The sequence below is a fragment of the Streptomyces sp. NBC_00102 genome, from assembly GCF_026343115.1.
Lineage (GTDB): Bacteria > Actinomycetota > Actinomycetes > Streptomycetales > Streptomycetaceae > Streptomyces.
Map to the genome: position 1 here is coordinate 4,493,888 of NZ_JAPEMC010000001.1, position 24,013 is coordinate 4,517,900.

General features: G+C 72.0%; 22 protein-coding genes. 11 read left to right on the forward strand and 11 right to left on the reverse strand.

What is annotated here, in order from left to right:
- The first annotated feature begins 205 nt into the window (after positions 1-205).
- The 3 genes from OHA55_RS20140 to OHA55_RS20150 all read left to right on the forward strand — a co-directional run bounded on the left by OHA55_RS20140 (position 206) and on the right by OHA55_RS20150 (position 4,626).
- The gene (locus OHA55_RS20140) at positions 206-478 is read left to right on the forward strand and encodes a hypothetical protein (RefSeq protein WP_266708284.1); all 273 of its coding nucleotides are present in this window, start codon (positions 206-208) and stop codon (positions 476-478) included.
- 7 nt (positions 479-485) lie between these two features.
- The gene (locus tag OHA55_RS20145) at positions 486-1,673 is read left to right on the forward strand and encodes a glutathionylspermidine synthase family protein (RefSeq protein ID WP_266708286.1); all 1,188 of its coding nucleotides are present in this window, start codon (positions 486-488) and stop codon (positions 1,671-1,673) included.
- 343 nt (positions 1,674-2,016) lie between these two features.
- Positions 2,017-4,626, forward strand: coding sequence for a glycoside hydrolase family 9 protein (locus tag OHA55_RS20150; protein ID WP_266710830.1), 2,610 nt, complete (start codon positions 2,017-2,019; stop codon positions 4,624-4,626).
- Between the two features lie 46 nt (positions 4,627-4,672).
- On the opposite strand, the gene rocD is transcribed toward OHA55_RS20150, so the two are convergent.
- Positions 4,673-5,881 carry an ornithine--oxo-acid transaminase gene (rocD, locus tag OHA55_RS20155; RefSeq protein WP_266708288.1) on the reverse strand — a complete coding sequence of 403 codons (1,209 nt, stop codon included), beginning with the start codon at positions 5,879-5,881 and terminating at the stop codon, positions 4,673-4,675.
- 348 nt (positions 5,882-6,229) lie between these two features.
- Here rocD and trpS point away from each other — a divergent pair, with 348 nt between their 5' ends.
- The 3 genes from trpS to OHA55_RS20170 all read left to right on the forward strand — a co-directional run bounded on the left by trpS (position 6,230) and on the right by OHA55_RS20170 (position 8,661).
- Positions 6,230-7,243, forward strand: a complete 1,014-nt coding sequence (gene trpS / locus OHA55_RS20160; protein WP_266708290.1) for a tryptophan--tRNA ligase — start codon at positions 6,230-6,232, stop codon at positions 7,241-7,243.
- A 132-nt stretch (positions 7,244-7,375) separates the two neighbouring features.
- Complete coding sequence (locus OHA55_RS20165; protein ID WP_266708292.1) at positions 7,376-7,972, forward strand: 2'-5' RNA ligase family protein; 597 nt, start codon at positions 7,376-7,378, stop codon at positions 7,970-7,972.
- A gap of 152 nt (positions 7,973-8,124) precedes the next feature.
- Positions 8,125-8,661 carry a hypothetical protein gene (locus tag OHA55_RS20170; protein WP_266708294.1) on the forward strand — a complete coding sequence of 179 codons (537 nt, stop codon included), beginning with the start codon at positions 8,125-8,127 and terminating at the stop codon, positions 8,659-8,661.
- Between the two features lie 33 nt (positions 8,662-8,694).
- Here OHA55_RS20170 and OHA55_RS20175 read toward each other — a convergent pair whose 3' ends face one another.
- Together OHA55_RS20175 and OHA55_RS20180 are read right to left on the reverse strand one after the other, a co-directional pair.
- Entirely contained in the window at positions 8,695-9,465 is a 771-nt protein-coding gene (locus OHA55_RS20175; protein ID WP_266708296.1) for a decaprenylphospho-beta-D-erythro-pentofuranosid-2-ulose 2-reductase, read from the reverse strand.
- A 70-nt stretch (positions 9,466-9,535) separates the two neighbouring features.
- Positions 9,536-10,891 carry an FAD-binding oxidoreductase gene (locus tag OHA55_RS20180; RefSeq protein WP_266708298.1) on the reverse strand — a complete coding sequence of 452 codons (1,356 nt, stop codon included), beginning with the start codon at positions 10,889-10,891 and terminating at the stop codon, positions 9,536-9,538.
- Positions 10,892-11,061: 170 nt separating this feature from the next.
- Between OHA55_RS20180 and OHA55_RS20185 the strand changes: the two genes are divergently transcribed.
- A complete protein-coding gene (locus tag OHA55_RS20185) occupies positions 11,062-12,027 on the forward strand; it encodes a YihY/virulence factor BrkB family protein (protein ID WP_266708300.1) in 966 nt (321 codons plus the stop codon).
- On the opposite strand, the gene OHA55_RS20190 is transcribed toward OHA55_RS20185, so the two are convergent.
- A complete protein-coding gene (locus OHA55_RS20190; RefSeq protein ID WP_266708302.1) occupies positions 11,990-13,303 on the reverse strand; it encodes a D-alanyl-D-alanine carboxypeptidase family protein in 1,314 nt (437 codons plus the stop codon). The genes OHA55_RS20185 and OHA55_RS20190 overlap by 38 nt on opposite strands.
- Before the next feature lie 229 nt (positions 13,304-13,532).
- Between OHA55_RS20190 and OHA55_RS20195 the strand changes: the two genes are divergently transcribed.
- The 3 genes from OHA55_RS20195 (at position 13,533) to OHA55_RS20205 (ending at position 17,140) form a co-directional block, all read left to right on the forward strand.
- Positions 13,533-13,778 (forward strand): SCO4848 family membrane protein, encoded by a 246-nt coding sequence (locus OHA55_RS20195; RefSeq protein ID WP_266708304.1) that lies wholly within the window; start codon positions 13,533-13,535, stop codon positions 13,776-13,778.
- 134 nt (positions 13,779-13,912) lie between these two features.
- On the forward strand, positions 13,913-15,214 hold the full coding sequence (locus tag OHA55_RS20200) for a metallophosphoesterase (protein ID WP_266708306.1): 1,302 nt from the start codon (positions 13,913-13,915) through the stop codon (positions 15,212-15,214).
- Between the two features lie 372 nt (positions 15,215-15,586).
- Positions 15,587-17,140, forward strand: coding sequence for an ABC transporter substrate-binding protein (locus tag OHA55_RS20205; RefSeq protein ID WP_266708308.1), 1,554 nt, complete (start codon positions 15,587-15,589; stop codon positions 17,138-17,140).
- A 100-nt stretch (positions 17,141-17,240) separates the two neighbouring features.
- Here OHA55_RS20205 and OHA55_RS20210 read toward each other — a convergent pair whose 3' ends face one another.
- The 6 genes from OHA55_RS20210 to OHA55_RS20235 all read right to left on the reverse strand — a co-directional run bounded on the left by OHA55_RS20210 (position 17,241) and on the right by OHA55_RS20235 (position 22,674).
- Positions 17,241-18,827 (reverse strand): DHA2 family efflux MFS transporter permease subunit, encoded by a 1,587-nt coding sequence (locus tag OHA55_RS20210; protein ID WP_266708310.1) that lies wholly within the window; start codon positions 18,825-18,827, stop codon positions 17,241-17,243.
- 225 nt (positions 18,828-19,052) lie between these two features.
- The gene (locus tag OHA55_RS20215) at positions 19,053-19,529 is read right to left on the reverse strand and encodes a MarR family winged helix-turn-helix transcriptional regulator (RefSeq protein ID WP_266708312.1); all 477 of its coding nucleotides are present in this window, start codon (positions 19,527-19,529) and stop codon (positions 19,053-19,055) included.
- An 81-nt stretch (positions 19,530-19,610) separates the two neighbouring features.
- Positions 19,611-20,441: a TetR/AcrR family transcriptional regulator gene (locus OHA55_RS20220; RefSeq protein ID WP_266708314.1), complete on the reverse strand. Its 831-nt coding sequence runs from the start codon at positions 20,439-20,441 to the stop codon at positions 19,611-19,613.
- Positions 20,442-20,451: 10 nt separating this feature from the next.
- Positions 20,452-20,916, reverse strand: coding sequence for a thiol-disulfide oxidoreductase DCC family protein (locus OHA55_RS20225; protein WP_266708316.1), 465 nt, complete (start codon positions 20,914-20,916; stop codon positions 20,452-20,454).
- 5 nt (positions 20,917-20,921) lie between these two features.
- On the reverse strand, positions 20,922-21,350 hold the full coding sequence (locus OHA55_RS20230) for a hypothetical protein (RefSeq protein ID WP_266708318.1): 429 nt from the start codon (positions 21,348-21,350) through the stop codon (positions 20,922-20,924).
- Between the two features lie 67 nt (positions 21,351-21,417).
- Positions 21,418-22,674: an MFS transporter gene (locus OHA55_RS20235; protein WP_266708320.1), complete on the reverse strand. Its 1,257-nt coding sequence runs from the start codon at positions 22,672-22,674 to the stop codon at positions 21,418-21,420.
- Positions 22,675-22,789: 115 nt separating this feature from the next.
- Here OHA55_RS20235 and OHA55_RS20240 point away from each other — a divergent pair, with 115 nt between their 5' ends.
- The gene (locus tag OHA55_RS20240; protein ID WP_266708322.1) at positions 22,790-23,305 is read left to right on the forward strand and encodes a MarR family winged helix-turn-helix transcriptional regulator; all 516 of its coding nucleotides are present in this window, start codon (positions 22,790-22,792) and stop codon (positions 23,303-23,305) included.
- Positions 23,306-23,343: 38 nt separating this feature from the next.
- Here OHA55_RS20240 and OHA55_RS20245 read toward each other — a convergent pair whose 3' ends face one another.
- Positions 23,344-23,934 carry a hypothetical protein gene (locus tag OHA55_RS20245; protein WP_266710832.1) on the reverse strand — a complete coding sequence of 197 codons (591 nt, stop codon included), beginning with the start codon at positions 23,932-23,934 and terminating at the stop codon, positions 23,344-23,346.
- Positions 23,935-24,013: the final 79 nt, after the last annotated feature.

The window sequence follows — 24,013 nt, forward strand, 5'->3', positions numbered from 1 at the left end:
CGCGAGGCCGGGCGGCGCCCGCTCCGCGCTCCGGCCGCCCCACCCGTGCGGCCGGAGCGATGTGACCAGAACATGACCCCGAACCGGTTCCTGATCGTTGGCCCGGGCATTTAATCTGACCGTTGGCCACAGGTAACGCGTGAACGCGAAACCGCGGCACGAGGTGCACCACCAGGCGCACCCGCACGACGGGGGAGTACGAAAGATGGCCAAGCGCATGCTGCGGTCCGGCACGGTGGTGCTCGGCGGCATGGGGCTGCTCGCGGTGACCCTCGCCGCGTGCGGCTCCGATCCCGACAAGCGCTGTGTGGACCGGGTGACCCAGAAGACGCTGCCGAAGTACGAGTGCAAGAGCGGCGGCCACGGCACCTACTACTACGGTGGAACCGTCAAGAACGGCAAGGTCTCCGGCGGCAGCTTCGACAAGTCCTCCGTCACGCGCGGCGGCTTCGGCTCCGACCACTCCAGCGGCGGCTGATCCCGCCGTGGAACGCCGCACCATCGACCCCCGCCCCGACTGGCAGCGCATCGTCGAGGCGCAGGGAGTGATCTACCCGCTCGCCCGCTACCCGGACGGCTCGCTGCGCCCCTACTGGGACGAGAGCGCGTACTACGTCTTCTCGCTGCCCGAGGTCGAGGCGCTGGAGGAGACCGTCGAGGAGTTGCACTCGATGTGCCTGGCCGCCGCCGCGCACATCGTGGAGCACGACCGCTTCGCCGACCTCGGCATCACCGACCCGCGGCTCGCCCGGCTCGTCGCCGAGTCCTGGCACCGCCGCGCCGAACTCCCGTCCGTGTACGGGCGGTTCGATCTGAGGTACGACGGTACGGGCCCGGCCAAGATGCTGGAGTACAACGCCGACACCCCCACCTCGCTGGTGGAGGCCGCGAGCGCGCAGTGGTTCTGGATGGAGGACCGCTTCCCGGGCGCGGACCAGTGGAACTCCCTGCACGAGCGGCTCGTCGAGACCTGGCGCCGGCAGGCCCCGCTCCTGCCGCCCGGGCCCCTGCACTTCGCGCATTCGGACGGCGACGAGCTGGGCGAGGACCTGATGACGGTCGCGTACCTGCGAGAGACTGCCCAGCAGGCGGGCATCGACACCGAGGCGCTCTCCGTCGAACGCATCGGCTGGGACTCGCTGACCGGCCGGTTCGTGGACGAGCAACTCCGCTTCATCCGCAGCTGTTTCAAGCTCTACCCGTGGGAGTGGCTGAGCACCGACGCGTTCGGCGAACACGTCCTCGAAACGCTCGACAACGGCGGCGGCACCGGCTCCACCTGCTGGATCGAGCCCGCCTGGAAGATGCTCCTCTCCAACAAGGCCCTGCTGGCGATCCTCTGGGAGCTCTACCCGGGCCACCCGAACCTGCTGCCCGCCTACGTCGACGGGCCGCGCGAACTGGCCGGGACGAAGGGTGCCGGATACGTCTCCAAGCCGCTGCTCGGCCGCGAGGGGGCCGGTGTCGATCTGTACGGCCCCGGCAGCCCGCCGGTGCTGCGCCAGGAGCCTTGCTGCTACCAGGAGTTGGCGCCGCTGCCCGACTTCGACGGCAACCGTGTGGTGCTCGGCGCCTGGGTGGTCGGGGGCGAGGCGGCGGGCCTCGGCATCCGCGAATCGGCCGGACCGGTCACGGACGAGTACGCCCGCTTCCTCCCGCACGTGATCCTCTGACGGCGAGGGCCGGGCGGGCCGCCCCCCGCCCGCCCTTCGCCCCGCCCCACCGCCCGTCCGCCCCGCCGCCCGGCGGCGGGCCGTTTTCTTTTCTGTCATGACCCTGGCGGAACCCTGCCGCCCGGCTCCAGAATGGGCCCCGCCCATGGGAGCGCTCCCACCAAGCGTTCGCTCCCCGCACCACCCGCCCGCGCTCCGTGCCCCCGCACCGCCCCGCAGCCCGCCGACGAAAGGTGTCCCGGTGAACGCCCCGCCCCCACGCCTCCGTACCTCGCGTCCCCTCCTGCCGCGCCCCCGCCCGCCGCACCTCCGTGCCCGGTCCGCCACGCGGTCCGCCTCCCGTCTGTCCGCCGCGGCGGCCGTCGCCGCCCTGCTCGCGGTGGGCCTCGCCGCACCCGGTGCGGCAGCGGACGAGCCCGCACCCGCCGAAGGCGCCGAGCAGATCACCAACGGAGACTTCTCCGCCGGTACCGCGCCCTGGTGGTGGACGGCGAACACCTCAGGGACGGTCGTCGACGGACGCCTCTGCGCCGATGTCCCGGCCGGCACGGCCAACGCCTGGGACGTGATCGTCGGGCAGAACGACGTCCCCCTCGTGGCGGGGGAGACGTACCTCCTCAGCTACACCGCGAGCTCCACCGTGCCGCTGACCGTGCAGACCCGCGTCCAGGAGGCCGTCGAGCCCTGGACCACCGAGCTCGCCACCGCCGACCCGGTCGGCACCGAAGCGGTCACGGTCACCCACGCGTTCACCGCCACCGCCGACCGCCCCGGCGCACAGGTCGCCCTCCAGATCGGCGGCGGCGAGCGGGCCACCACCTTCTGCTTCGACGACGTGTCGCTGCGCGGCGGCGCCGAACCGCCCGTGTACGTCCCCGACACCGGCTCCCCGGTCCGGATCAACCAGGTCGGCTACCTCCCGTACGGCACCAAGGCCGGCACCGTGGTCACGGACGCCGACGCGCCGCTGACCTGGACGGTGAAGAACGCGGACGGCACCGCCGCCGCCACCGGTACGACCGTCCCCGGCGGTGAGGACCCGACCTCCCGGCAGCGCGTCCACACCTTCGACTTCAGCGGACTGACCACGGTCGGCGACGGCTACACGGTGGACGTCGACGGGCAGGTCAGCGAACCGTTCTCGGTGCGCTCCGACCTCTACGACGGCCTGCGCTCCGACGCGCTGGCGTACTTCTACCACAACCGCAGCGGCATCCCGATCGAGGCGGACCTCGTCGGCGAGGAGTACGCGCGCCCCGCCGGACACGCGGGCACCTCCCCCAACCAGGGCGACACCGACGTGCCCTGCGTCCCCGGCGTCTGCGACTACCGCCTCGACGTCCGGGGCGGCTGGTACGACGCGGGCGACCACGGCAAGTACGTGGTCAACGGCGGTATCGCGGTGGCCCAGTTGATGGACACGTACGAGCGGACCCTGACCGCCGCCGACGCCGAGGGCGCCCAACTCGCCGACGGGGCCCTGCGCGTCCCGGAACGCGGCAACGACGTGCCCGACATCCTCGACGAGGCCCGCTGGGAGCTGGACTTCCTGCTGCGCATGCAGGTGCCGGCCGGCGAACCGCTGGCGGGCATGGTCCACCACAAGGTGCACGACGCCGCCTGGACCGGCATCCCCACCCGCCCCGACCAGGACCCCCAGCCCCGGCAACTGCACGCCCCGTCGACCGCCGCGACCCTCAACCTCGCCGCGACCGGCGCCCAGTGCGCCCGCCTCTACGCCCCGTACGACCAGGAGTTCGCCGACCGCTGCCTGCGGGCCGCCACCACCGCCTGGAAGGCCGCGGTCGCGCACCCCGAGGTCTACGCCGACCCGGCCGACGGCACCGGCGGCGGGACGTACAGCGACAACGACGTCTCCGACGAGTTCTACTGGGCCGCCGCCGAACTCTTCACCACCACCGGCGACCCGGCCTACCGCACCGCGCTGCTCGACTCCCCGCTGCACGGCGACGCCGACAAGATCTTCAGCGCCGGCGGCGGCATCTCCTGGGGCTCCACCGCAGGGCTCGGTGTCCTCACCCTCGCCACCGTCCCGAACGGCCTCACCGCAGCCGAACTCGCCGGTGTCCGCTCGGTCGTGACCGCCGGAGCCGACCGCTACACCGCGCAGTCGGCGGCCGAGCTCTACGGACTGCCCTACTCCCCGCCCGGCGAGGACTACGCCTGGGGCTCCAACAGCCAGGTGCTCAACAACATGGTCGTCCTCGCCGTCGCCCACGACCTCACCGGCGAACCCGCCTACCAGGACGCGATCCTGCGCGGCGCCGACTACCTCTTCGGCCGCAACCCGCTGAACCAGTCGTACGTCACCGGGTACGGCGAGCGGTACTCCGAGAACCAGCACCACCGTTTCTGGGCCCACCAGAGCAACCCCGACCTGCCCCACCCGCCTCCCGGCACCGTCGCCGGCGGCCCCAACCTGACCGCCGTCGCCGCCGGTGACCCGGCCGCCGCCGAGAAGCTCGGCGGCTGCGCCCCGGCCATGTGCTACCTCGACGACAACGGCTCCTGGGCCACCAACGAGGTCACCATCAACTGGAACGCACCGCTCGCCTACATCGCCTCCTATCTGGACGACGCGGGCGACGGACGTGACGCGGCCGACCGGGCCGACCGGGTCTGCCAGGTGTCCTACGCCTCGCACGCCTGGACCGGCGGCTCCACCGTCACCGTGCGGGTCCGCAACACCGGCACCACCCCGCTCCGCTCCTGGCAGCTGAGCTGGCTCTTCCCGGGCGGGCAGCGGATCGGCCAGACCTGGAGCGCCGACCTCGCCCAGAGCGGCCGTACGGTCACGGCGAAGCCGCTGGAGTGGAACCGTGACCTCGCCCCGGGCGCGACCGCCGACTTCGGGTTCAACACCACCACCGCGAAGACCGGCCCCGATCCGGCCGTCTTCAAGCTCGGCGGACACGCCTGCACCACCGCGTAGTTCCCCGGCGGGGGTGTCCGGCGAACCGCCGGACACCCCCGGCCCCCTACTTCTCGTCCAGCACCGCGCGCAGCCGGTCGAGCCCCCAGTCCAGGTCCTCCCGCTCGATGACCAGCGGGGGCGCGATCCGGATCGTGGAGCCGTGGGTGTCCTTCACCAGCACGCCCCGCTCCATCAGCCGCTCCGAGATCTCCCGGCCGGTGCCCAGCGCCGGGGCGACGTCCACCCCCGCCCACAGCCCCCGGCCGCGCACCGCGTCCACCGCGCCGCCGCCCACCAGCCGGCCCAGCTCGCGGTGGAGATGGGCGCCCAGCTCCGCCGCCCGCTCCTGGTACTCGCCGGTGCGCAGCATCGCGAGCACCTCCAGCGCCACCGCGCACGCCAGCGGGTTGCCGCCGAAGGTCGAACCGTGCTCGCCCGGCCGGAACACCCCCAGCACCGCCGCCGAGGACACCACCGCCGACACCGGCACCACCCCGCCGCCGAGCGCCTTGCCCAGGACGTACATGTCCGGCACCACGCCCTCGTGTTCGCAGGCGAAGGTCCGCCCGGTGCGGCCGAGGCCCGACTGGATCTCGTCCGCGACGAAGAGCACGTTCCGCTCGCGGGTCAGCTCACGGACCCCGGCGAGATAGCCCTCCGGAGGCACCAGCACCCCGGCCTCGCCCTGGATCGGCTCCAGCAGCACCGCCACGGTGTTGTCCGTCATCGCGTCGCGCATCGCGGTGAGGTCGCCGTACGGCACGATCTCGAAGCCGGGGGTGTAGGGCCCGTAGTCCGCCCGCGCCTCCGGGTCGGTGGAGAAGCTGACGATCGTGGTGGTCCGGCCGTGGAAGTTGTCCGCCGCCACGATGATCTTGGCCATGCCGTCCGGGACGCCCTTGACGGTGTAACCCCACTTCCGCACGGTCTTCACGGCGGTCTCCACCGCTTCCGCGCCGGTGTTCATCGGCAGCACCATCTCCATGCCGCACAGCTCGGCGAGTTCCGTGCAGAACGCGGCGAACCGGTCGTGGTGGAACGCCCGTGAGGTGAGCGTCACCCGGTCCAGCTGCGCCTTCGCCACGTCGATCAGACGGCGGTTGCGGTGGCCGAAATTGAGCGCCGAGTACCCGGCCAGCAGATCGAGATAGCGGTTCCCCTCCACGTCGGTCATCCAAGCCCCGTCCGCCGTCGCGACGACGACGGGCAGCGGGTGGTAGTTGTGCGCGCTGTGGGCCTCCGTGGAGGCGAGGGCGTTCTCCGTGATCGACACGGGGTCTCCGTTCGTCGTGCGGCGCGTGCGGATGCGGTGCGGACCGGGCGGGTCGCGCCCGGGGCCCGGGCGGTGTCCGGCAGACACGACCCCCGGACACCGCCCAGGACTGCGGGCGGGGTCTCGCCCACTTTGTATCGTTCCGTCGCGCCACCGCCCGGGAAACCCGTGCCGCACCGGCGTGCCCGCCCCGCCACGCACGCCGGGCCCCCGCCCGGCAACGTGTTTCTCCTCTCACCGCACCACCCGGCGGGCACGCGCACCGCTGAACTGGGCCGCCCGGGGCCCGTGCCGGATTCCCGAGTACCGGCTGCCCGGGATCGGTTGCGCACCTGAGACAATGGGCACATGGCCTCTGACCGACCTCGCGTGCTCTCCGGAATCCAGCCCACCGCAGGCTCGTTCCACCTCGGCAACTACCTGGGCGCGGTGCGCCAGTGGGTATCGCTGCAGGAGTCCCACGACGCCTTCTACATGGTGGTGGACCTGCACGCGATCACCGTGCCGCAGGACCCGAAGGAGCTGCGGGCGAACACCCGCCTCGCCGCGGCCCAGCTGCTGGCCGCGGGTCTCGACCCCGAGCGGTGCACCCTCTTCGTGCAGAGCCACGTCCCCGAGCACGCGCAGCTCGGCTGGCTGATGAACTGCCTGACCGGGTTCGGCGAGGCCTCCCGGATGACCCAGTTCAAGGACAAGGCGGCCAAGCAGGGCGCCGACCGGGCGACCGTCGGCCTCTTCACCTACCCGGTCCTCCAGGTCGCGGACATCCTGCTCTACCAGGCCAACCAGGTCCCGGTCGGCGAGGACCAGCGCCAGCACATCGAGCTGACCCGCGACCTCGCCGAGCGCTTCAACGGCCGCTTCGGCGACACCTTCACCATCCCGGCGCCGTACATCCTCAAGGAGACGGCGAAGATCTTCGACCTCCAGGACCCGTCGATCAAGATGAGCAAGTCGGCGTCCACGCCGAAGGGCCTCATCAACCTCCTGGACGACCCGAAGACCACCGCGAAGAAGGTCAAGAGCGCCGTCACCGACACCGACACGGTGATCCGGTACGACGCCGAGAACAAGCCGGGCGTCAGCAACCTCCTGACCATCTACTCGACCCTCACCGGCACCACGGTCGAGGCGCTGGAGCAGAAGTACGAGGGCCAGATGTACGGCGCGCTGAAGACGGATCTCGCCGAAGTCATGGTGGAGTTCGTCACGCCGTTCCGTACCCGCACCCAGGAGTACCTGGACGACCCGGAGACGCTGGACTCGCTGCTGGCCAAGGGAGCGGAGAAGGCGCGGACGGTCGCCGCGGAGACGCTGGCGCAGGCGTACGACCGGATGGGCCTTCTGCCCGCCAAGCACTGAGTCGAAGGACCCTGGCGGGAGCACGGGGCGGCGCGGCACACTTGCGGCGACGGCCCCGCGCGACCGCCGGTGCCGCGGCGCCCGGCGCGCGCGGTCATCGAGCATCATCGATCGACGACAGAGGAGAACGACGTGGGGACCGTAACGCTCGGCGTTTCGATCGCGGTCCCGGAGCCCTTCGGCACCCTGCTCCAGCAGCGCCGGGCCGGCTTCGGGGACCCGGCCGCGCACGGCATCCCCACGCACATCACCCTGGTACCGCCGACCGAGGCGGAGGCCGGCGACGTGCCCGCCGTCGAGGCGCACCTCGCCAGGATCGCCGCAGACTGCCGGCCCTTTCCGATGCGGCTGAGCGGGACCGGAACCTTCCGCCCGCTCTCGCCCGTCGTCTACGTCCGGGTCGCCGAGGGTGCCTCCTCCTGCGCCTGGCTCCAGAAGCGGGTCCGTGACGCGTCCGGCCCGCTCACCCGCGAGCTCCAGTTCCCCTACCACCCGCACGTCACCGTCGCGCACTCCATCGACGAGGCCGCGATGGACCGGGCGTACGAGGAACTCGCCGCGTACGAGGCCGACTGGACCTGCACCTCCTTCGCGCTCTACGAACAGGGCGGCGACAGCGTCTGGCGCAAGATCAACGAGTTCCCGTTCGGCACGGGCGGCGGCACTCCCGCCGTTCCCGTCCAGAGCGGGTTCGCCGCGGACGAGCCCTCACTGCACGGCCTGTCCTGACCCGGGGCGTCGCGGGGGCGGCGTCGGGAACGCTTCCAGGCGGTTTCCCGGCCGGAGGGACAGTGGGCCGTTCGAGTGGGAAAATTTTCCACAGGTAAGGCCGACGGCATGCCGCCGTCCCGTCATCCGTCCCTGTCGCGGAGGTGGTCCGCGTGGTCCCGCTCTCCAGCCGTGAACGCCAGATACTGGCGCAACTGGAAGCCTCGCTCGCCCGGGACTTCCCGGACGATCCCGCGGTCCAGTTCGGGCGCGACGTCGAGGGCGAGCGTGATGTCCGGGGCGAGCGCGACACTCTGGAGAAGCCGCCGGGGGAGGACCCCGGCGGTTCCGGCAGCCCCGGGAAGCCCCCGGCCTCCGGCAGGGAGCGCCACCGCAGGAGGGGCCCCGCCGGCCGGGAACCCCTCGCCGAAGAGCCCCCGGCGCCCCCGCCGCCTTCGGCCCCGCGTGGTCCCGCACCCGACGGGCTCGCCGACGTCCCGGGTGCCCCGCACCGCCCCGGCCCGTTCGGCCGGCTGATCCGGTCCCGCCGGACGTTCGCCCTGCTGGCCGTCGTCTCGTTCGTCCTGCTGGGCACCGGCATGGTCACCGGGAACCTCTGGGTGGTGGTCGCCTTCGTGGTGACCTGGGCGGCGACCTTCCTCATCGGCGCGGCCCGGATGCTCTCCTGGTCCCGCAGACAGGGGTACTGACCCCGTACCCGGCCCCCGTGCTCCGCCCCGCCCTCAGCCCGCCCGGTCCGCGGCGGGGAGCCGGCGGAAGAGCGGACGCGGCACATGGCGCAGGACCGACATCACCACCCGCAGCGCGCCGGGCACCCACACCGTCTCCGAGCCCCGCCGCAGCCCCGTGACGATCGCGTCCGCGACCTCCTCCGGGGTGGTCTCCAGGGGTGACCCGGGCGCTCCCGCCGCACGCGCGTTCCGTACGGCCCCGGGGCGCACCACCAGCACCTGCACCCCGGTGCCGTGCAGTGCGTCGCCCAGCCCCTGCGCGAACACGTCCAGGCCCGCCTTGCTGGAGCCGTAGATGAAGTCCTCGCGGCGGGCGCGCTCGGCGGCGACCGAGGAGAGCACCACCAGCGAACCGTGGCCCTGCGCCTGGAGCGCGCCCGCGCACACCAGACCGGCGGAGACCGCCCCCACGTAGTTGGTACGGGCGACGAGCGCGGCGGCCGCCGGGTCGTCCTCGTCGCGCGCCTGGTCGCCCGAGACGCCGAAGGCCAGCAGCACCGCGTCCACGTCCCCCTCCGCGAACACCTTGCCGAGCACCTGCTCGTGCGCCTCCGGGTCCAGCGCGTCGAACTCCACCGTGGAGACCTGGGCGCCCAGCTCCCGCAGTTCGTCGGCGGCCGCCTCCAGCGCGGCCGACGGCCGGCCCGCGAGACGGACGGTCCTGGTGCGCAGGCCGATCAGCCGGCGCGCGGTGGCCAGTCCGATCTCCGAGGTGCCGCCGAGGACGAGCAGGGACTGCGGGGCACCGAAGGCGTCCTTCACGGGAACACTCCTGGCTGGCGGGGTTGCGTGGGGAAGGGTTCTGGTTGCTTCTCGCGGGGCGTCGGGCGCCTCAGAGCCCGAGCCGGCGGGCGAGGTCGGAGCGGAACGCGCCGGTGGGGTCGGTCTCCGCCCGCAGCGCGCGGAACTCCGCCACCCGGGGGTACATCACGGTCAGCAGTTCCGGCCGCAGCCGGGAGTCCCGGGCCAGGCCGACGCGCCCCCCGGCTGCGGCCACCTCGTCGTCCAGCCCGTCCAGGAAGCGGCCGATGCCCGGCAGCCCGGCCGGTAGGTCCAGGGCGAGGCACCAGCCGGGCGCCGGGAACGACAGCCAGCCGGGCCCGTTCGCGCCGAGCCGTTCGAGCACCGCGACCGAGGACGGGCAGGCCCGGGTGGAGAGCCGGCGCACCACCCGGTGCAGGGTCTCCTCGCGGCCCGGGCCGACCGTGAACTGGTAGCGCACGAAGCCGCCCCGCCCGGCCGGCGAGGGCGTCCGGGGCAGTGCGTCGGGGGAGCGGAAGAACGCGTCGAAACTCCGCAGCACTCCGGTGGCGGCGCGGGGCGCCGCCCGGTGGCGCACCTCGTTGACCAGCCCCATCGCGGTGCGGCCGAGCAGGCTCGTCGGCGCGAAGGCGGGTACGGCCGGCAGCGGCGGCAGCAGCGCGGGCGCACCCAGTGGGGCCCGCCGGTCGCGCACGGGCAGCGCGTCGAGCGGGGCGTGCACGCCCCTCACCAGTACCGAGCGGCCGGTGGCCCGCCCGCGCGCCATCAGGTCGATCCAGGCGCTCTCGTAGGGCAGACGGGTGCCGTACCCCGCCATCCGGGCGAGCAGATCGTCGAGGTCCGCCGCCCGCTCGGTCGCCGCGGCGATGAGCGAGGTGGCGATCCGGCGGCAGCGCAGGGTGGCGGCGAGCACGATCCCGGTCAGCCCCAGACCGCCCGCCGTCGCCTCGAAGAGCGGGGAGCCCGGCAGCACCGTGACGACCGAGCCGTCCGCCGTCAGCAGTTCCAGCGACGTCACGTGCCGGGTGAAGGAACCGGCCGTGCGGTGGTCGTGGCCGTGCACGTCGGAGCCGATGGCCCCGCCCACGGTGATCCGGCGGTCGCCGGGCACCACCGGGAGGTACCAGCCGGATGGCCGCAGTGTTTCGGCCAGCCGGTCCAGCCGCGTCCCCGCCTCGCAGACGACGGTGCCGGTGGCCGCGTCGAAGGAGCGGACCCGGTCCAGCGCGCCCATGTCGAGCACGGAGCCGCCGGCGTTCTGCGCCGCGTCCCCCGGTGCGCGCCCGAGTCCCCGGGCGATCGCGCCCCGGGGCCCGCGCCCGCGCACGACGTCGGCCGCCTCCTCGTACGTACGCGGACGAAACCGTACGGCGGTGGTCGGGGCGGTGCGGCCGGAGCCGCTCAGGGTCACCGTGTCGACGGACATGCGGATGACCGTATCGCCCGAGAAAACCCCTTTGGGGCATTTATTACAGTGCTCACCGGAATGGGTGACGGAGCGAGTGTCAGCACCGCCGGGCGTCGAACTTCTCCCGCCGCACGGAAGTGTGCGTCCCGTCCACAGGTTTCCCGGGTCCCGGAGGGTACGCGTACGTCATGGACTGGCTGAAGAAACTTCCCGTGGTCGGCCCCCCGCTCGCCCGGCTGATGGAGACGCACGCCTGGCGCTCCTACGAGACGCTGGAGCGGGAGCACTGGGCACGGCTCGCGGCGGCCATCACCTTCATCAGCTTCCTGGCGCTCTTCCCGCTGATCGCGGTCGGCGCCGCCATCGGCGCCGCGCTCCTGACCGACGACCAGCTCGACACGATCGAGCGGAAGACCGCCGAGCAGGTGCCCGGCATCTCCGACCAGCTCGGCATCGACAACCTCGTCGCGCACGCCGGGACGGTCGGGGTCGTCGCCGGTGCGCTGCTGCTCTTCACCGGAGTCGGCTGGGTCGGCTCGCTCCGCGACTGTCTGCGCGCGGTCTGGGGGATCGACGACCAGCCCGAAGGCAACCCGGTCGTCCGCAAGCTCAAGGACGCCGTCCTGCTGGTGGGCCTCGGCGGCGCCGCGCTGCTGACGCTCGTCCTCTCCTCCGTGGGCTCCGTCGCCGTCGGCTGGACCGCGGACCGGATCGGCATCCCCGAGGACGGCGCGGGCGGGCTGCTGCTCCAGACCGCCGCCATCGCGGTCGCGGTGGTGGCCAACTTCCTGCTGCTGCTCTACCTGCTGACCCTGCTCCCCGGAGTGGAGCCGCCGCGCCGCAGGCTGGTGGTGGCCTGCCTGGTCGGCGCGGTCGGCTTCGAACTCCTCAAGCTGCTGCTCGGCAGCTACATGAGCGGCGTCGCGTCCAAGAGCATGTACGGCGCCTTCGGCGTGCCCATCGCGCTGCTCCTCTGGATCAACTTCACCGCCAAGCTGCTGCTGGTCTGCGCCGCCTGGACCGCCACCGGCAGCAAGGAGGAGGACGCGAAGAGGGAAGCGGCGGAAGCGGCCGAGGCGGCGGACGAGGCGGGCGGCGGCCCGGACGGGCCGGCCGCTACGGGCGGGGGCGGCGCAGCGGCCACCGGCGGTTGACCAGGAACACTCCGGCCGCGAGCACCACCAGCACCCCGCCGATCAGGGCCAGGGCGATGCCGACACCACCGGAGGACGCCTCGTTGCGGGCGGCCGCCTTCGCCGCGGTCTTCTGCGGCTTCGCCCCGGCGGCGGCCTGGGGACCCTTGCCCGTGGCGCTGCCGGTGTCGGTCCCGCCGTCCGTGGCGCTGCCGGTGTCCGCCGACTTCGGCGGCACCAGCTCGCCGACCGGGGTCACCTTGCCGCTCGCCGCGAAGCCCCAGTCCAGCAGCGAGGCCGCCTCCTTGTAGACGGCGTGGCTCGCGTCCGAGGACGGGTTCATGACGGTGACCAGCAGCACCCGCCCGTCGCGCTCGGCGATCCCGGTGAAGGTGTTGCCCGCGTGGCTGGTGTAGCCGTTCTTTACGCCCGCGATGCCCTTGTACGGCGAGATGCCCGCGTCACCGGTGAGCAGCCGGTTGGTGTTCTGGATCTCGAAGGTCTCGCGCTTGCCGTCGTCCTTCTCCTCGCCCGGGAAGTCGGCCGACGCGGTCGCCGCGTACTCGCGGAAGTCCTTCTTCTGCATCCCGCTGCGGGCGAAGAGCGTGAGGTCGTACGCGCTGGACACCTGGTTCTCGGCGTCGTAGCCGTCCGGCGTGACCACGGTGGTGTCGAGGGCCTGGAGCTCGACGGCGTGCTCCTGCATCGCGGTCACGGTGTTCGCGACGGCGGTCTTCTCGTCCACCTCGGCGCCCGCACCTGCCTGCTGGGCGCCGTACATCGAGGCGAGTACGTGCACCGCGTCGTTGCCGGAGCGCAGGAAGACGCCGAGCCAGAGGTCGTGGACCGTATAGGTCTGGTCCTCCTTGACGCCCACCAGGCTGCTGCCGTCGCCGAGGTCCGCGAGTTCGGCGTCGGTGACCTTGTGGGTCGTCGAGGAGGGCTGGAGCGCCGGAAGCACGGTGTCCGCGAAGAGCATCTTCAGCGTGGACGCCGGCGGCAGCCGCCAGTGGGAGTTGTGCGCCGCGAGGACGTCCCCGCTCTCGGCGTCCGCGACGATCCAGGAGCGGCCGGTCAGCTCCGCGGGAAGCACGGGGGCGCCCGGCCCCAGGTTCACCTGGGTGCCCTCCTTCGCGAGCTGCGGTCCGCCGACGCTCGACATCGGCAGGACGGGCCGCGGCTGCTTGTCGTCGCTCTTGTCCTTGTCCGCCGCGAAGGCCGGCGCGGGACCAAAGACAAAAGCGGACATCAAGGTGGCGCAGATGGCTGTCAGTACGGTCTTTTTCAGAGCAGGCACGGTCGGAAACGTACAGGGCGTTCGTGCGGATGGGGACCCGGAGCCCCTGACCCGCCGTGCGTACCGCCAGGACAGCCCACCTCGGCCACGGGTACCGCCAGGAACGCCGATCCTGGCGAATCGCCAGGATCGGGACACGCCCCGTTCCGCGGTCCGGACCGCCGGGGGAGCCGTCCGGGCCGGGGCACCCCCTGCGGGGGAACGGTAGCCGGGTGGCGATACTGGGTCCATGAAGCTCAGCCGTCCCGTCTCCTGGTTCCTGCTCGTGTTCGGTGCGTGGTCCTGGGTGATCTGGGTAACTTTCGCCAAGAATCTGTGGCAGGACAGCAGCGGACTCGCCTTCGACGACGCGGGCGGTCCGACCGCCTACTTCTGGGTCCACCTGCTCCTCACCATCACCTCCTTCCTTCTGGGGACGGCCGTGGGCGTCATCGGGTTCCGGGGAATCCGGGCGCTGCGCACCGAGCGCTCGTAAGGTCTCCGGCCCGGATCGCGCCGGGCCGCTCCGCCGCAGTCGGGGGCCCTCTCGCCGGTGATCGCCGCACCCTTAGCATGCGGGGGCGGGCCGCGCCGCATACGAGGCGCGGCGGCACGGGGCGGGGAGTACCGGTGGTCGTGGTGTTCGCGGTGGTTCTGATCGTGGTGGTGGCGCTGCTGGCCGGCGTGCACCGCTATCTGTGGCGCCGGTTCGTCGGCGACACCACCGCCCCGGGGAGCGCGCTGCGGCGCGTCGGCACGGTCGCCGCCTTCGTACTGCCGCTGCTCAGCATCGGCGCGCTCGTCTCCGGCCAGGCCGGTGCGCCCTTTTGGCTGCAACAGGTGCTCGCCTGGCCCGGATACCTCTGGCTCGCCTGTCTGCTCTACCTGACGCTCGCACTGCTCGTCGGCGAGGCGGTCCGGCCGCTGCTCCGCCGGGCGCTCGACCGCCGCCGACCGGAGCGGGCGGCGCCGGCCGGGGGTACGACGGCGGCCGGGCGCACGTCGGTGGGCGCCCCTGCGGAGGAGCGCGCCGGGGCGCTCGTGCCGGCCGGCGCCCCGGTCCGTACGACCCCCGCAGCGGTCTCCGAGGCCCCCACCGCCGCCGCGACCTCGCGGCGCGTCTTCGTCGCGCGGGCGGTCGGCGGTGCGGCGGCCGTCGCCGGGTTCGGGACGGTCGGGTACGGCACCTACGGCGTGCTGCGCGGCCCCCGTACCAAGCGGATCACCGTGCCGCTGGCCAAACTGCCGCGCTCCGCGCACGGGTTCAGGATCGCGGTCGTCAGCGACATCCACCTCGGACCGATCCTCGGCCACGCCCACACCCGGCGCGTGGTCGACGCGGTCAACGCGACCCGGCCCGACCTGATCGCGGTCGTCGGTGACCTGGTGGACGGTTCGGTCGCGGATCTCGGTCACGCCGCCGAACCCCTGGCGGACCTGGAAGCCCGGTACGGCAGCTTCTTCGTCACCGGCAACCACGAGTACTTCTCCGGCGCCGCCGAGTGGGTCGACCACGTGCGCGAACTGGGGCTGCACCCGCTGGAGAACGCCCGGGTGGAGATCGACGGCTTCGACCTGGCCGGGGTCAACGACGTGGCCGGGGAGAGCGAGGGGCAGGGGCCCGACTTCGACCGCGCGCTCGGCGACCGGGACCCGGCGCGGGCCGCCGTCCTCATGGCCCACCAGCCCGTCGTCATCGACGACGCCGTCGCGCACGGGGTGGACCTCCAGCTCTCCGGCCACACCCACGGCGGCCAGCTCTGGCCCGGCAATCTCGTCGCGGAACTCGCCAACCCGACCGTCGCCGGTCTCGAACGGTACGGCGACACCCAGCTCTACGTCTCGCGCGGTGCGGGCGCGTGGGGTCCGCCGGTCCGGGTCGGAGCGCCCTCCGACATCACCGTGGTGGAACTGGCCTCCCGGCAGGCATGACGCGTTCCCGATCCGTCCCTGATCCGCACCTTTTCGTGTGATCTCTCCGCTGTGTCCACCCGGTGGGGTTCTTCCTGGGTTCTCACCGGTGAAGTCCGTTGCGTGAAAGTCGATATGGCGATCCATCGGCACGCTCACCAACCCTCGCCCGCACCCGATTTTCGTCACTGCGCGTGATGGCTGTCCCACTCAATGGACAGGTGTGCCGGGGCTCTTGACGGCTTGGGGTTCAAGTGTCAATCAAAAGTCCATCGGTCACCCGTTTGGGCTTCCAGATGCGAAAATCGTGTGATTGAGTGAGCGCGAACATGCGGTGATGTGCGTGTATGGCGTGCGTTGACCGCAGTGGGGCTGGTAAGGGAGAGCACGGCAATGCGTTCGATCCGGGTACGGATTCTTGCGATATGCGCGGTACTGATCGTCGCAGGGGTCGGGGCCTGGCAGCTTCTCCCCTCCGGCGAGGTGGGTGGCAAGCCGATTACTGTGGGTACTGTCGACGAGGTCACCTCGCTCGACCCGGCAGGTGCGTACGACGCGGGATCCTGGGCCCTCTTCAGCAACCTGTACCAGACTCTGATGACCTTCAAGTCCGGAGCCATCGTGCCCGAGCCGGACGCCGCGGAGAGCTGCGAGTTCATCGGCCAGAAGCTCACGACGTACCGCTGCAAGCTGCGCGACGACCTGACCTTCTCCAACGGTCACAAGATCACGGCGAAGGACGTCAAGTACTCCTTCGACCGAATGATGAAGATCAATTCCGATGTCGGTCCGGCGATCCTCTTCCCGGGCCTGCGGAACGTGGTGACCGAAGGCCGGGAGATCACCTTCAACCTGTCCGCCCGTGACGCGACCTTCCCCGCGAAGCTCGCCACCGGTGCCGGAGCGATCGTCGACCCGGCGACGTACCCGAAGGAAAAGCTCCGTACGGACAACAAGGTGGACGGCTCAGGGCCGTACACCCTGAAGTCCTACGAGGACGGCGTCAAAGCCTCGATGACGCCGAACGCCCGCTACAAGGGCGTGATCAAGAACGTCAACGCGGCGATCGACGTCCGGTACTACGACACCTCCGACAAGCTGCTCGCCGCCTGGAAGGCGGGCGACCTGGACGTGACGCACCGCCAGCTGCCGCCGGCCGAGATCGCGAAGATCAACCCGGCCGACCCGAACGTGCAGATCACCGAGATGGACAGCGCGGAGATCCGCAACCTGGTCTTCAACGTCCGTCCGGGCGCGACGCTTTCGGACAAGCGCATCCGGCAGGCCATCGCCTGGACGATCGACCGCGGGCCGCTGGTCGGCGACGTGTACGACTCCACCGTCGAGCCGCTCTACTCGCTGATCCCGCAGGGCTTCATCGGTCACTCGACGCCGTTCTTCGACACCTACCCGCAGCCCGACGTGAACAAGGCGAAGGAACTGCTGCAGGAGGCCGGGGTAGAGACCCCCGTGGCGATCACCTACGCGTTCCGCCCGGACGGCGCGACCACCGTCGAGGCCGCCGAGCTCAAGCGCCAGCTGGAGAAGGACGGGCTCTTCAAGGTCACCGTGAAGCCGACGGAGTGGCAGGCGTTCCAGAAGGGCTACGCGGCCGGCAAGTACGACGCGTACACCGTCGGCTGGCTCCCCGACTTCCCGGACCCCGACACGTTCGGCCAGCCGCTCGTCGGCACCGACAACAGCCTCCACAACGGCTACTCCAACTCCAGGCTGGACGCGCTCGTCACCGACACCCAGGGGTTCGAGGACCGCAGCCGCACCTCGAACGACTTCAAGGAAATCCAGAAGATCGTCGGCGAGGACGTGCCGCTGGTGCCGCTGTGGCAGAAGAAGGACTACGTCATCGCCAAGACCGGGATCTCCGGTTCGCAGTACCTCTCCGACGGCACCGGCCTGTGGCGCCTCTGGGAGCTGAAGCGGATCTGATCCGCCGGTACTTCGCACGCCGTACACACGAGGGCCCGCCCGCGGAAGTGATTCCGCCGGCGGGCCCTCGTCGTCCGCACGGGCGCCGGTGCGCCCCGTTTCAGTGCGGGGTGCTTCCCCGGCGCAGGCCCGCCGCCGCGACGACCGCGCCGGCCAGGCAGAGGACGCCGGTGACGGTGACGGCGGTGTGCACGCCGTTCATGAACGCCTGGCCGCTGCCCTCCACGACGGCCGCACGCAACGGGGCGGACATCGAGGCGGAGACCGGGGCGACACCCATCGACACCGCGTCCCCGGCCCCGGCCAGGCCGTCCGCGATCTGCGCGGGTACCCCCGCACCGGTCAGTTCGCCGACGAGCGTGGAACCGACCCGGCCGCTGATCAACGAGACCAGCACCGAGGTGCCGAGCGCGCCGCCGATCTGCAGCGCGGTGGCCTGGAGGCCGCCCGCCACACCGCCGTCCCGGACCGGAGCCTGTCCGACGATCGCGTCCGAGGAGGCGGAGAGCACCATGCCGACCCCCAGCCCGAGCGCGACGAACGGCGGCCACATCGTCGCGTACGACGAATCGGTGTCCCAGGTCAGCATGGTGAAGGCCGCCGCCGCCTGGAGCACCATGCCCAGCGGCATGGTCAGACGCGGACCGAAGCGACCGGTCAGCGCGGCCCCCAGGGGCGCGGCCACCAGCGAGGCGAGGCTCAGCGGCAGGATGCGTACCCCGGCCTCCACCGGTGAGAAGCCCCGCACGTTCTGGAGGTAGAGCATCACGAAGAAGAGCACGCCGAGCATCACGAAGAAGTTCAGCGCGGTGACGACCGCACCGATCGTCAGGGAGCGGATGCGGAACAGCCGCATCGGCAGCAACGGGTGCTCCTGACGCGTTTCGTGGAAGCCGAAGCCCACCAGGACCAGCACGCCGGCGAGGATCGTGCCGAGCGTCCCGGCCGAACCCCAGCCCCAGGTCTCGGCCTTGACCACACCGAAGATCACGCAGATCAGGCCGGCCGCCAGCAGCACCACTCCGGGCACGTCGAAGCGATGGTGACCCGTGGAGTCCTTGCTCTGCGGCAGCACGAACGCGCTGACCAGTACCGCGATCACGCCGATGGGCGCGTTGACCCAGAAGACCGACTCCCAGCTGACGTTCTCGACCAGCAGGCCGCCGACGATCGGGCCGAGCGCCGTGGACACGGTCGAGACCATCGCCCACAGACCGACCGCCATACCGAACTTGCGCGGCGGGAAGACCGCGCGGAGCAGACCCAGGGTGTTCGGCATCAGCAGACCGCCGAAGAAGCCCTGGAGCACGCGGAAGACGACGACACTCCCGATCGAGCCCGACAGCCCGATGGCGACGGACGCGAGCGTGAAGCCGACGACCCCCGCCAGATAGTAGGTGCGCCGGCCGAACCGGTCGCCGAGCTTGCCGCCCAGGATCAGCGAGGCGGCGAGGGCCAGCAGGTAGGCGTTGGTCACCCACTGGAGCCCGGCCGTGGACGCGTCGAGGTCGCGGCCTATCTCGGGGTTGGCGATGGCCACCACCGATGCGTCGAGCTGGACCATGAACAGGCCGAAGGAGACGGCCACCAGCGTCAGCCAGGGGTTCGCGCGGCGCCCCGCCGACGTGGCCGCCGGAGGTGGGGAGGAAGCGGGCAGGGGTGAGGAATCCACGGTGGTGGACGACATGGGTGTGCCTTGTCCTTCTGAGGGAGGGGTTGCGGGGTTGCCGGAAGAGCCCGAAGTTCCCCGGGAGTACGGGGAGAGAACGGGTGTGCGCCGCGCGGGCGGTACACGGAGAACGCCGGGGACCACGGCGCCGGAAGGCGCGCGGGTGGGCCGGGAGGTGTCTCCGGGGTGTGCCAGGATCTCCAGGGATCGATCCCCGGGGATCTTCCGGCAGGGGGGGAGGTGCTACTCGGCCGCGGGCGCCGGGTGCAGCGCGTCCGTCAGCGCGTTCAGCGCGCCGAGGGCTGACCCCAGCGCGTCCTGCTCGCCATCGGTGAGGGACTCCAGCGCGCGGGCGAGGTGGACGCCCTGGAGGCGCCGTACCTCTGCCAGTTCGCGCCTGGCCCGGGAGGTCGGGTACAGATGCGCGACACGCTTGTCCGCGGGGTCGGGGCGGCGTTCCAGCAGCCCTGCCACGGTGAGCCGGGAGACCAGGGCGCTCACGTTGTTCGGCCGCATCAGCAGCGCGTCGGCCGCCTCGCGGACGGTGGAGCCCTCGTACTGCGACACGAAACGCAGCAGCGCGAGCTGCCCCTCCGGAGGCTTGGGGCCCGGGAAGTCCTGGGCGATCCGGCGGTCGAGTGCCCGGTTCAGCGCGGGCAGGACGGACGCGAGCGCGGAGGCTCGGGGGTCGTCCTGCGCGGACGCGCGGGTGGCGGGCATGGTCCGGACTTTAGGTCTGGTTCGATAGGTATGTCAAAAGAGGTGATGGGGGGTGCGGGGCGTGTGCCGCCGGGACGGACGTCAGCTCTTCTTGTTCGCGACCGCCGCCGAGGCCATCCCCGGCAGGAAGTCCGTGAACAGCTCGTGCACCTCGCGCACCAGCGGACGCAGCACCCGGAAACGGGCGAGCGCGACGCCCCGGGTGGTGAGCCGGGCGCCCCGGAGGGCGAGCCGCCGGGTGCGTTCCCGGTCCGGGGTGCGGTCGAACACCCAGTAGAGGACCAGGCCCATCTGGGAGAGCCACATCAGCTCCGGCAGGGCGTCCGCCAACTCCTCGGGGACCTTCGCCTTCGAACCCGCCAGCACCTCGCGGTGCAGGGCGATCGCCGCTTCGCGGGCGGGCTCCGACTCCGCGGAGAACGGGCTCAGCGGACTGTCCGGGTCGGCCGCGTTCTTGAAGAACTGCGCCGCGAACTCGTGGTACGGCGTGGCGACGTCGAGCCAGGCGGTCAGGACGCCCGCGAGGCGGGCCTCCAGATCGGTCTCGCGCTCCAGGACGACCCGGGCGGCGGCCCGGTGGTCGGCGCCGATGCGGTCGTAGAAGCCCTGGACCAGGTGTTCCTTGCCGGCGAAGTAGTAGTACGCGTTGCCGACCGAGACGCCCGCCTCCTGGGCGATGGCCCGCATGGTCGTCTTGTCGTAACCGCGTTCCTGGAAGAGCCGCAGAGCCGTCTCCAGGATGACCGTGCGGGTCTGCTCGCTCTTCGCGGAGCCACGGCCGGCGGCCTTCGACTCGGCGCCCGCCGCTTCGGACGCCACTTCCCCGCCCGCAGGCACCGTCACTGCCTCGCCGGGCCGCCGGCCGTCCGCCGCGCCGTCCGCGCCCCTGGTGTCCATCTCGTCCTTCGCCACGGGCCCAAGGCTATCCGTCCGTCACCTTCGGGGAGACCGCGCAGGCGGCGGACGGATCGCAGGGGGCGGCCCCCGTCACCGACCGGTACTTCGCGGCGGCCAGCACCGTCGCGCGGGCGAGCGGACGGCCCGCCGGGGTGGTGAGCCAGTGAGCCTTCGGCCGGTGGCCGGCGAGCGCCCAGAGGCAGACGATCCACGCCGCCGTCCCCCGGTACACCTGCCCCCGGTCGCCGACGACGGTGATCTCCTCCAGCGTCGCCGAGTGGTCCAGATCCGGGAACCGCCGGTGGGCCTCCTCGGACGCGGCGGGCACCAGGTCCAGCGGGACGATCTGACGCTGCCCCCGCAGCCAGTGGCGCAGGTGGACGCAGAGCGGGCACTGGGCGTCGTACAGCACGGTGAGCCGGCGGACCGCCGTCCCCACGGCCGGGGTGCCCGCCCCCGTGGTGGGCACCCCGGTTCCTTCGTGGGACATGCCGCTCACCTTCCGGCGGCGGGTGCCGTCCACGGGCCCTGCGGGCCGGTCCAGCCCTGCGGCGGTACCGGCGGGGTCTGCTCACGCTCCATCAGGCCCCGGCGGCGCATCCTGTTGAGGACGAAGACGTTGCCCAGGTGCATGGCGCCGAGCACCAGGAGGACGACGCCGATCTTCGGCGAGAGTGCGTCGAAGAGCGCACGGGCGTCCGCGATGTCGTCGGTGTTGCGCAGATAGAGCGTCACGAAGCCCAGGTTCACCAGGTAGAAGCCGACCACCAGCAGATGGTTCACGGCGTCGGCGAGCTTCTCGTTCCCCTTCAGGACGTCCGCGATGAAGATGCGCCCGTTGCGGCTCAGCGTGCGCGCCACCCAGACGGTGAGCGCCACGCTGACGACCAGATAGATGACGTACGCGACCACGGTGAGATCCATGCCCCAGCCCCCTTGAACGTGTTCAAAAACCCGTTGCCATGGACTGTAGACCTCTTCTTGAACATGTTCAAGAAGAGGTCCGGGTCTGCGTCGGCGCCACCTCGGGGGCACGGGGCGCGCCGGGGCCCGGTGCGGTCTCGAAGTGCCGGACGCCCGGCAGTGCGGCCGTGGCCAGGCAGCTCACCAGCACCGCCGCGGCGGCCACCCCGAGCGGGAGTCCGGGCCCCACCGCCGAGGCGGCCAGTGGGGCGAGTACGTACCCCAGAGGCATCGCGGCGATCGAGATCAGCCAGTCGTACGAGGTGACCCGGGCCAGGGTCTTCTCCGGGACGGCCGACATCACCGAGGTGTCCCAGACCGGGCCGAGGTACCCCAGGCCGGTGAGGGCGAGTCCGTACGCGGCGGCGGTCGCCCAGGCGGGCGCGGAGGCGGCGAGCAGTGCCAGGGGCAGGGCGTACGTCGAGAGGCCCAGGGTGGAGACCAGCACCGGGCGGCGCGGCCGGGCCCGGCCGGCCAGCAGGGAGCCTGCCAGCACTCCGGCGGAGCCGACCTGCATGAGGGTGACCCACGTGCCCTCCCCGTCGCCGTGCGTGCCGACGGTCATCGCCGGGCCGAGGGTGGCCAGCACCGCCGCGGCGCCGTTCCAGACACCGTGCGCGATCAGGGTGGACCAGTACCAGTCGCGGGCGCGCACCTCGCTCCAGCCCTCCTTGAGGTCCGCGAGGACCGGGGAGTGGAGTATCCGGACGCGCCGTACCCGGATCGCGGCCAGCAGCGCGGCGCACGCCGCGAAGCTCGCGCCGTCGAGCAGGAACGCCCACCCGGCTCCCACGGTCAGGACCAGGGTGCCTCCGAGGGCGGGTCCGCCGAGCCTCACCGCCCCGTTGACCGAGGCCATCAGGGCATTGGCGCGCAGTAGTTGGGAGTCGTCCACCGTGCCCCGGACCAGCGGGGCGGCGGTCGGCAGGGAGAAGGCCCCCGCGACGCCCCCGACCGCCTCGGCGGCCGCGATCTGCCAGAGGTGGGGGTGTCCGCCGAGGAGTTGCAGGCCGACGAAGATCTGGCCCGCCGCCCGTACCGCGTTGGTCACGAGCGCGACGGTCCTCGGGTCGAACCGGTCGCCGATCACCCCGCCGAGCGGCAGCAGTAACACCTTGGGGACCAGCGCGCAGGTCAGCACGAGAGCGAGGGCGCCGCTCGATCCGGTGGCCCGGTAGACGGCGAGGGTGAGCGCGACCGGCACGGCGGCGTCGCCGGCCAGGGAGAGGGTCTGGCCGGCGAAGAGCAGCGCGAAGGAGCGAGTGCGCAAGGGGTGGGAGGGCATGAGCGTAATCTATTTCGGTTCCGAATAATTCGCCATCGAAATGGGGGAGTTCGTGAGCGCCCCCGCGAGAACGGACGCAGTAGGGCGCGCGCCTGCGCGGGCGTACCATTCCGCCATGCAGCCACGCGACCGGGTCGACAGCCATATAGAGCGGTGGAAGCCGGTACTTCCCGGACTCGATCCGCACGTCGAGGGTGCGGTGACCCGGATGCAGAAAATCACCGCGCATCTGCGCCGGGTGCGGGAGCAGTCGCTCGCCGACGCCGACCTGGACCGCCCGGAGTTCGAGACCCTCCACGAGCTGGCCGGGCGCGGGGGCGCCGCCGCCCCGTCCGAACTGGCCGCCGCCCTCGATCTGGCGCCCGCCTCCGTCACCGGGCGGCTCGACGTGCTGGAGGGCCGAGGCTACGTACGCCGGACCCCCTCCACCACCGACCGGCGCAGGGTCGTCGTGGAACTCACCCCGCTCGGCCGGGCCACCTGGATGGGCTCCATGGACTACCTCGGCCACGAGGAGACCCGGCTGATCGACGTGCTGGACGCGGAGGAGCGCGTCCTGCTCAACTCACTGCTGCGGCGCGTCCTGCTGGCCGCCGAACACCGCCCGGAGCCGGAGGGCTCCCGCTCCTGAGCGGTGGCCCGGCGGCGGGGCCGCCGGGGCCGGGTCGTTCAGACGCTCATCGCGCGCGCGGAGTTGACCTGCGCCATGACCATCGGGAACGTGCTCATGTCCCGCGCCGGGATCATCGTCGAATGGTGACGGCCGCCGCTGGTCACCGTCACCTGTATGAAGCCGGTGGTCCGCTTCTCCTTCATCAGCAGAAAGAGCAGACCCACCAGGCAGAGCAGCGCGAAGATGATCGCCAGCACGATCGCCACCGTCGGGATCTTCTCCTCGGTGCGCGACATGTCCGTCGCCGTCCACACCGCGCCCTTGAGGGGCATCGTCCCCGACGGGGTGACGACCGAGTCGTTCGTGATCGCTATGTCGCCTATGCTCAGCATCTGCCCGCCGCCATAACCCTGGTGCGGGGCAGGGGGGTTGGCGCCCAGAGTCGGCTGCTGCCCGTGCGCCGGGTAGCCGTACGCCGGGCCCGGCTGGGCCGCCGACTCGGGCAGCGGCTGCGGATAGCCGTACGCGGGCGGGCCGCCGGCCGGGTACCCGTATCCCTGACCGTCCGCCATCGTGGGCTCGTGGGAGCCCTGTTGGGGCGGACCCCACGTGTAGGGATCGTCCGCGTACGGATTCGGCTTGCTCACCATGTTCCCCGATTCTTCTGTCCGGCACTGCGCCCATGACCGTACCGTTCCGGACCCGCGCACCGCAGGGCGTGTCGTC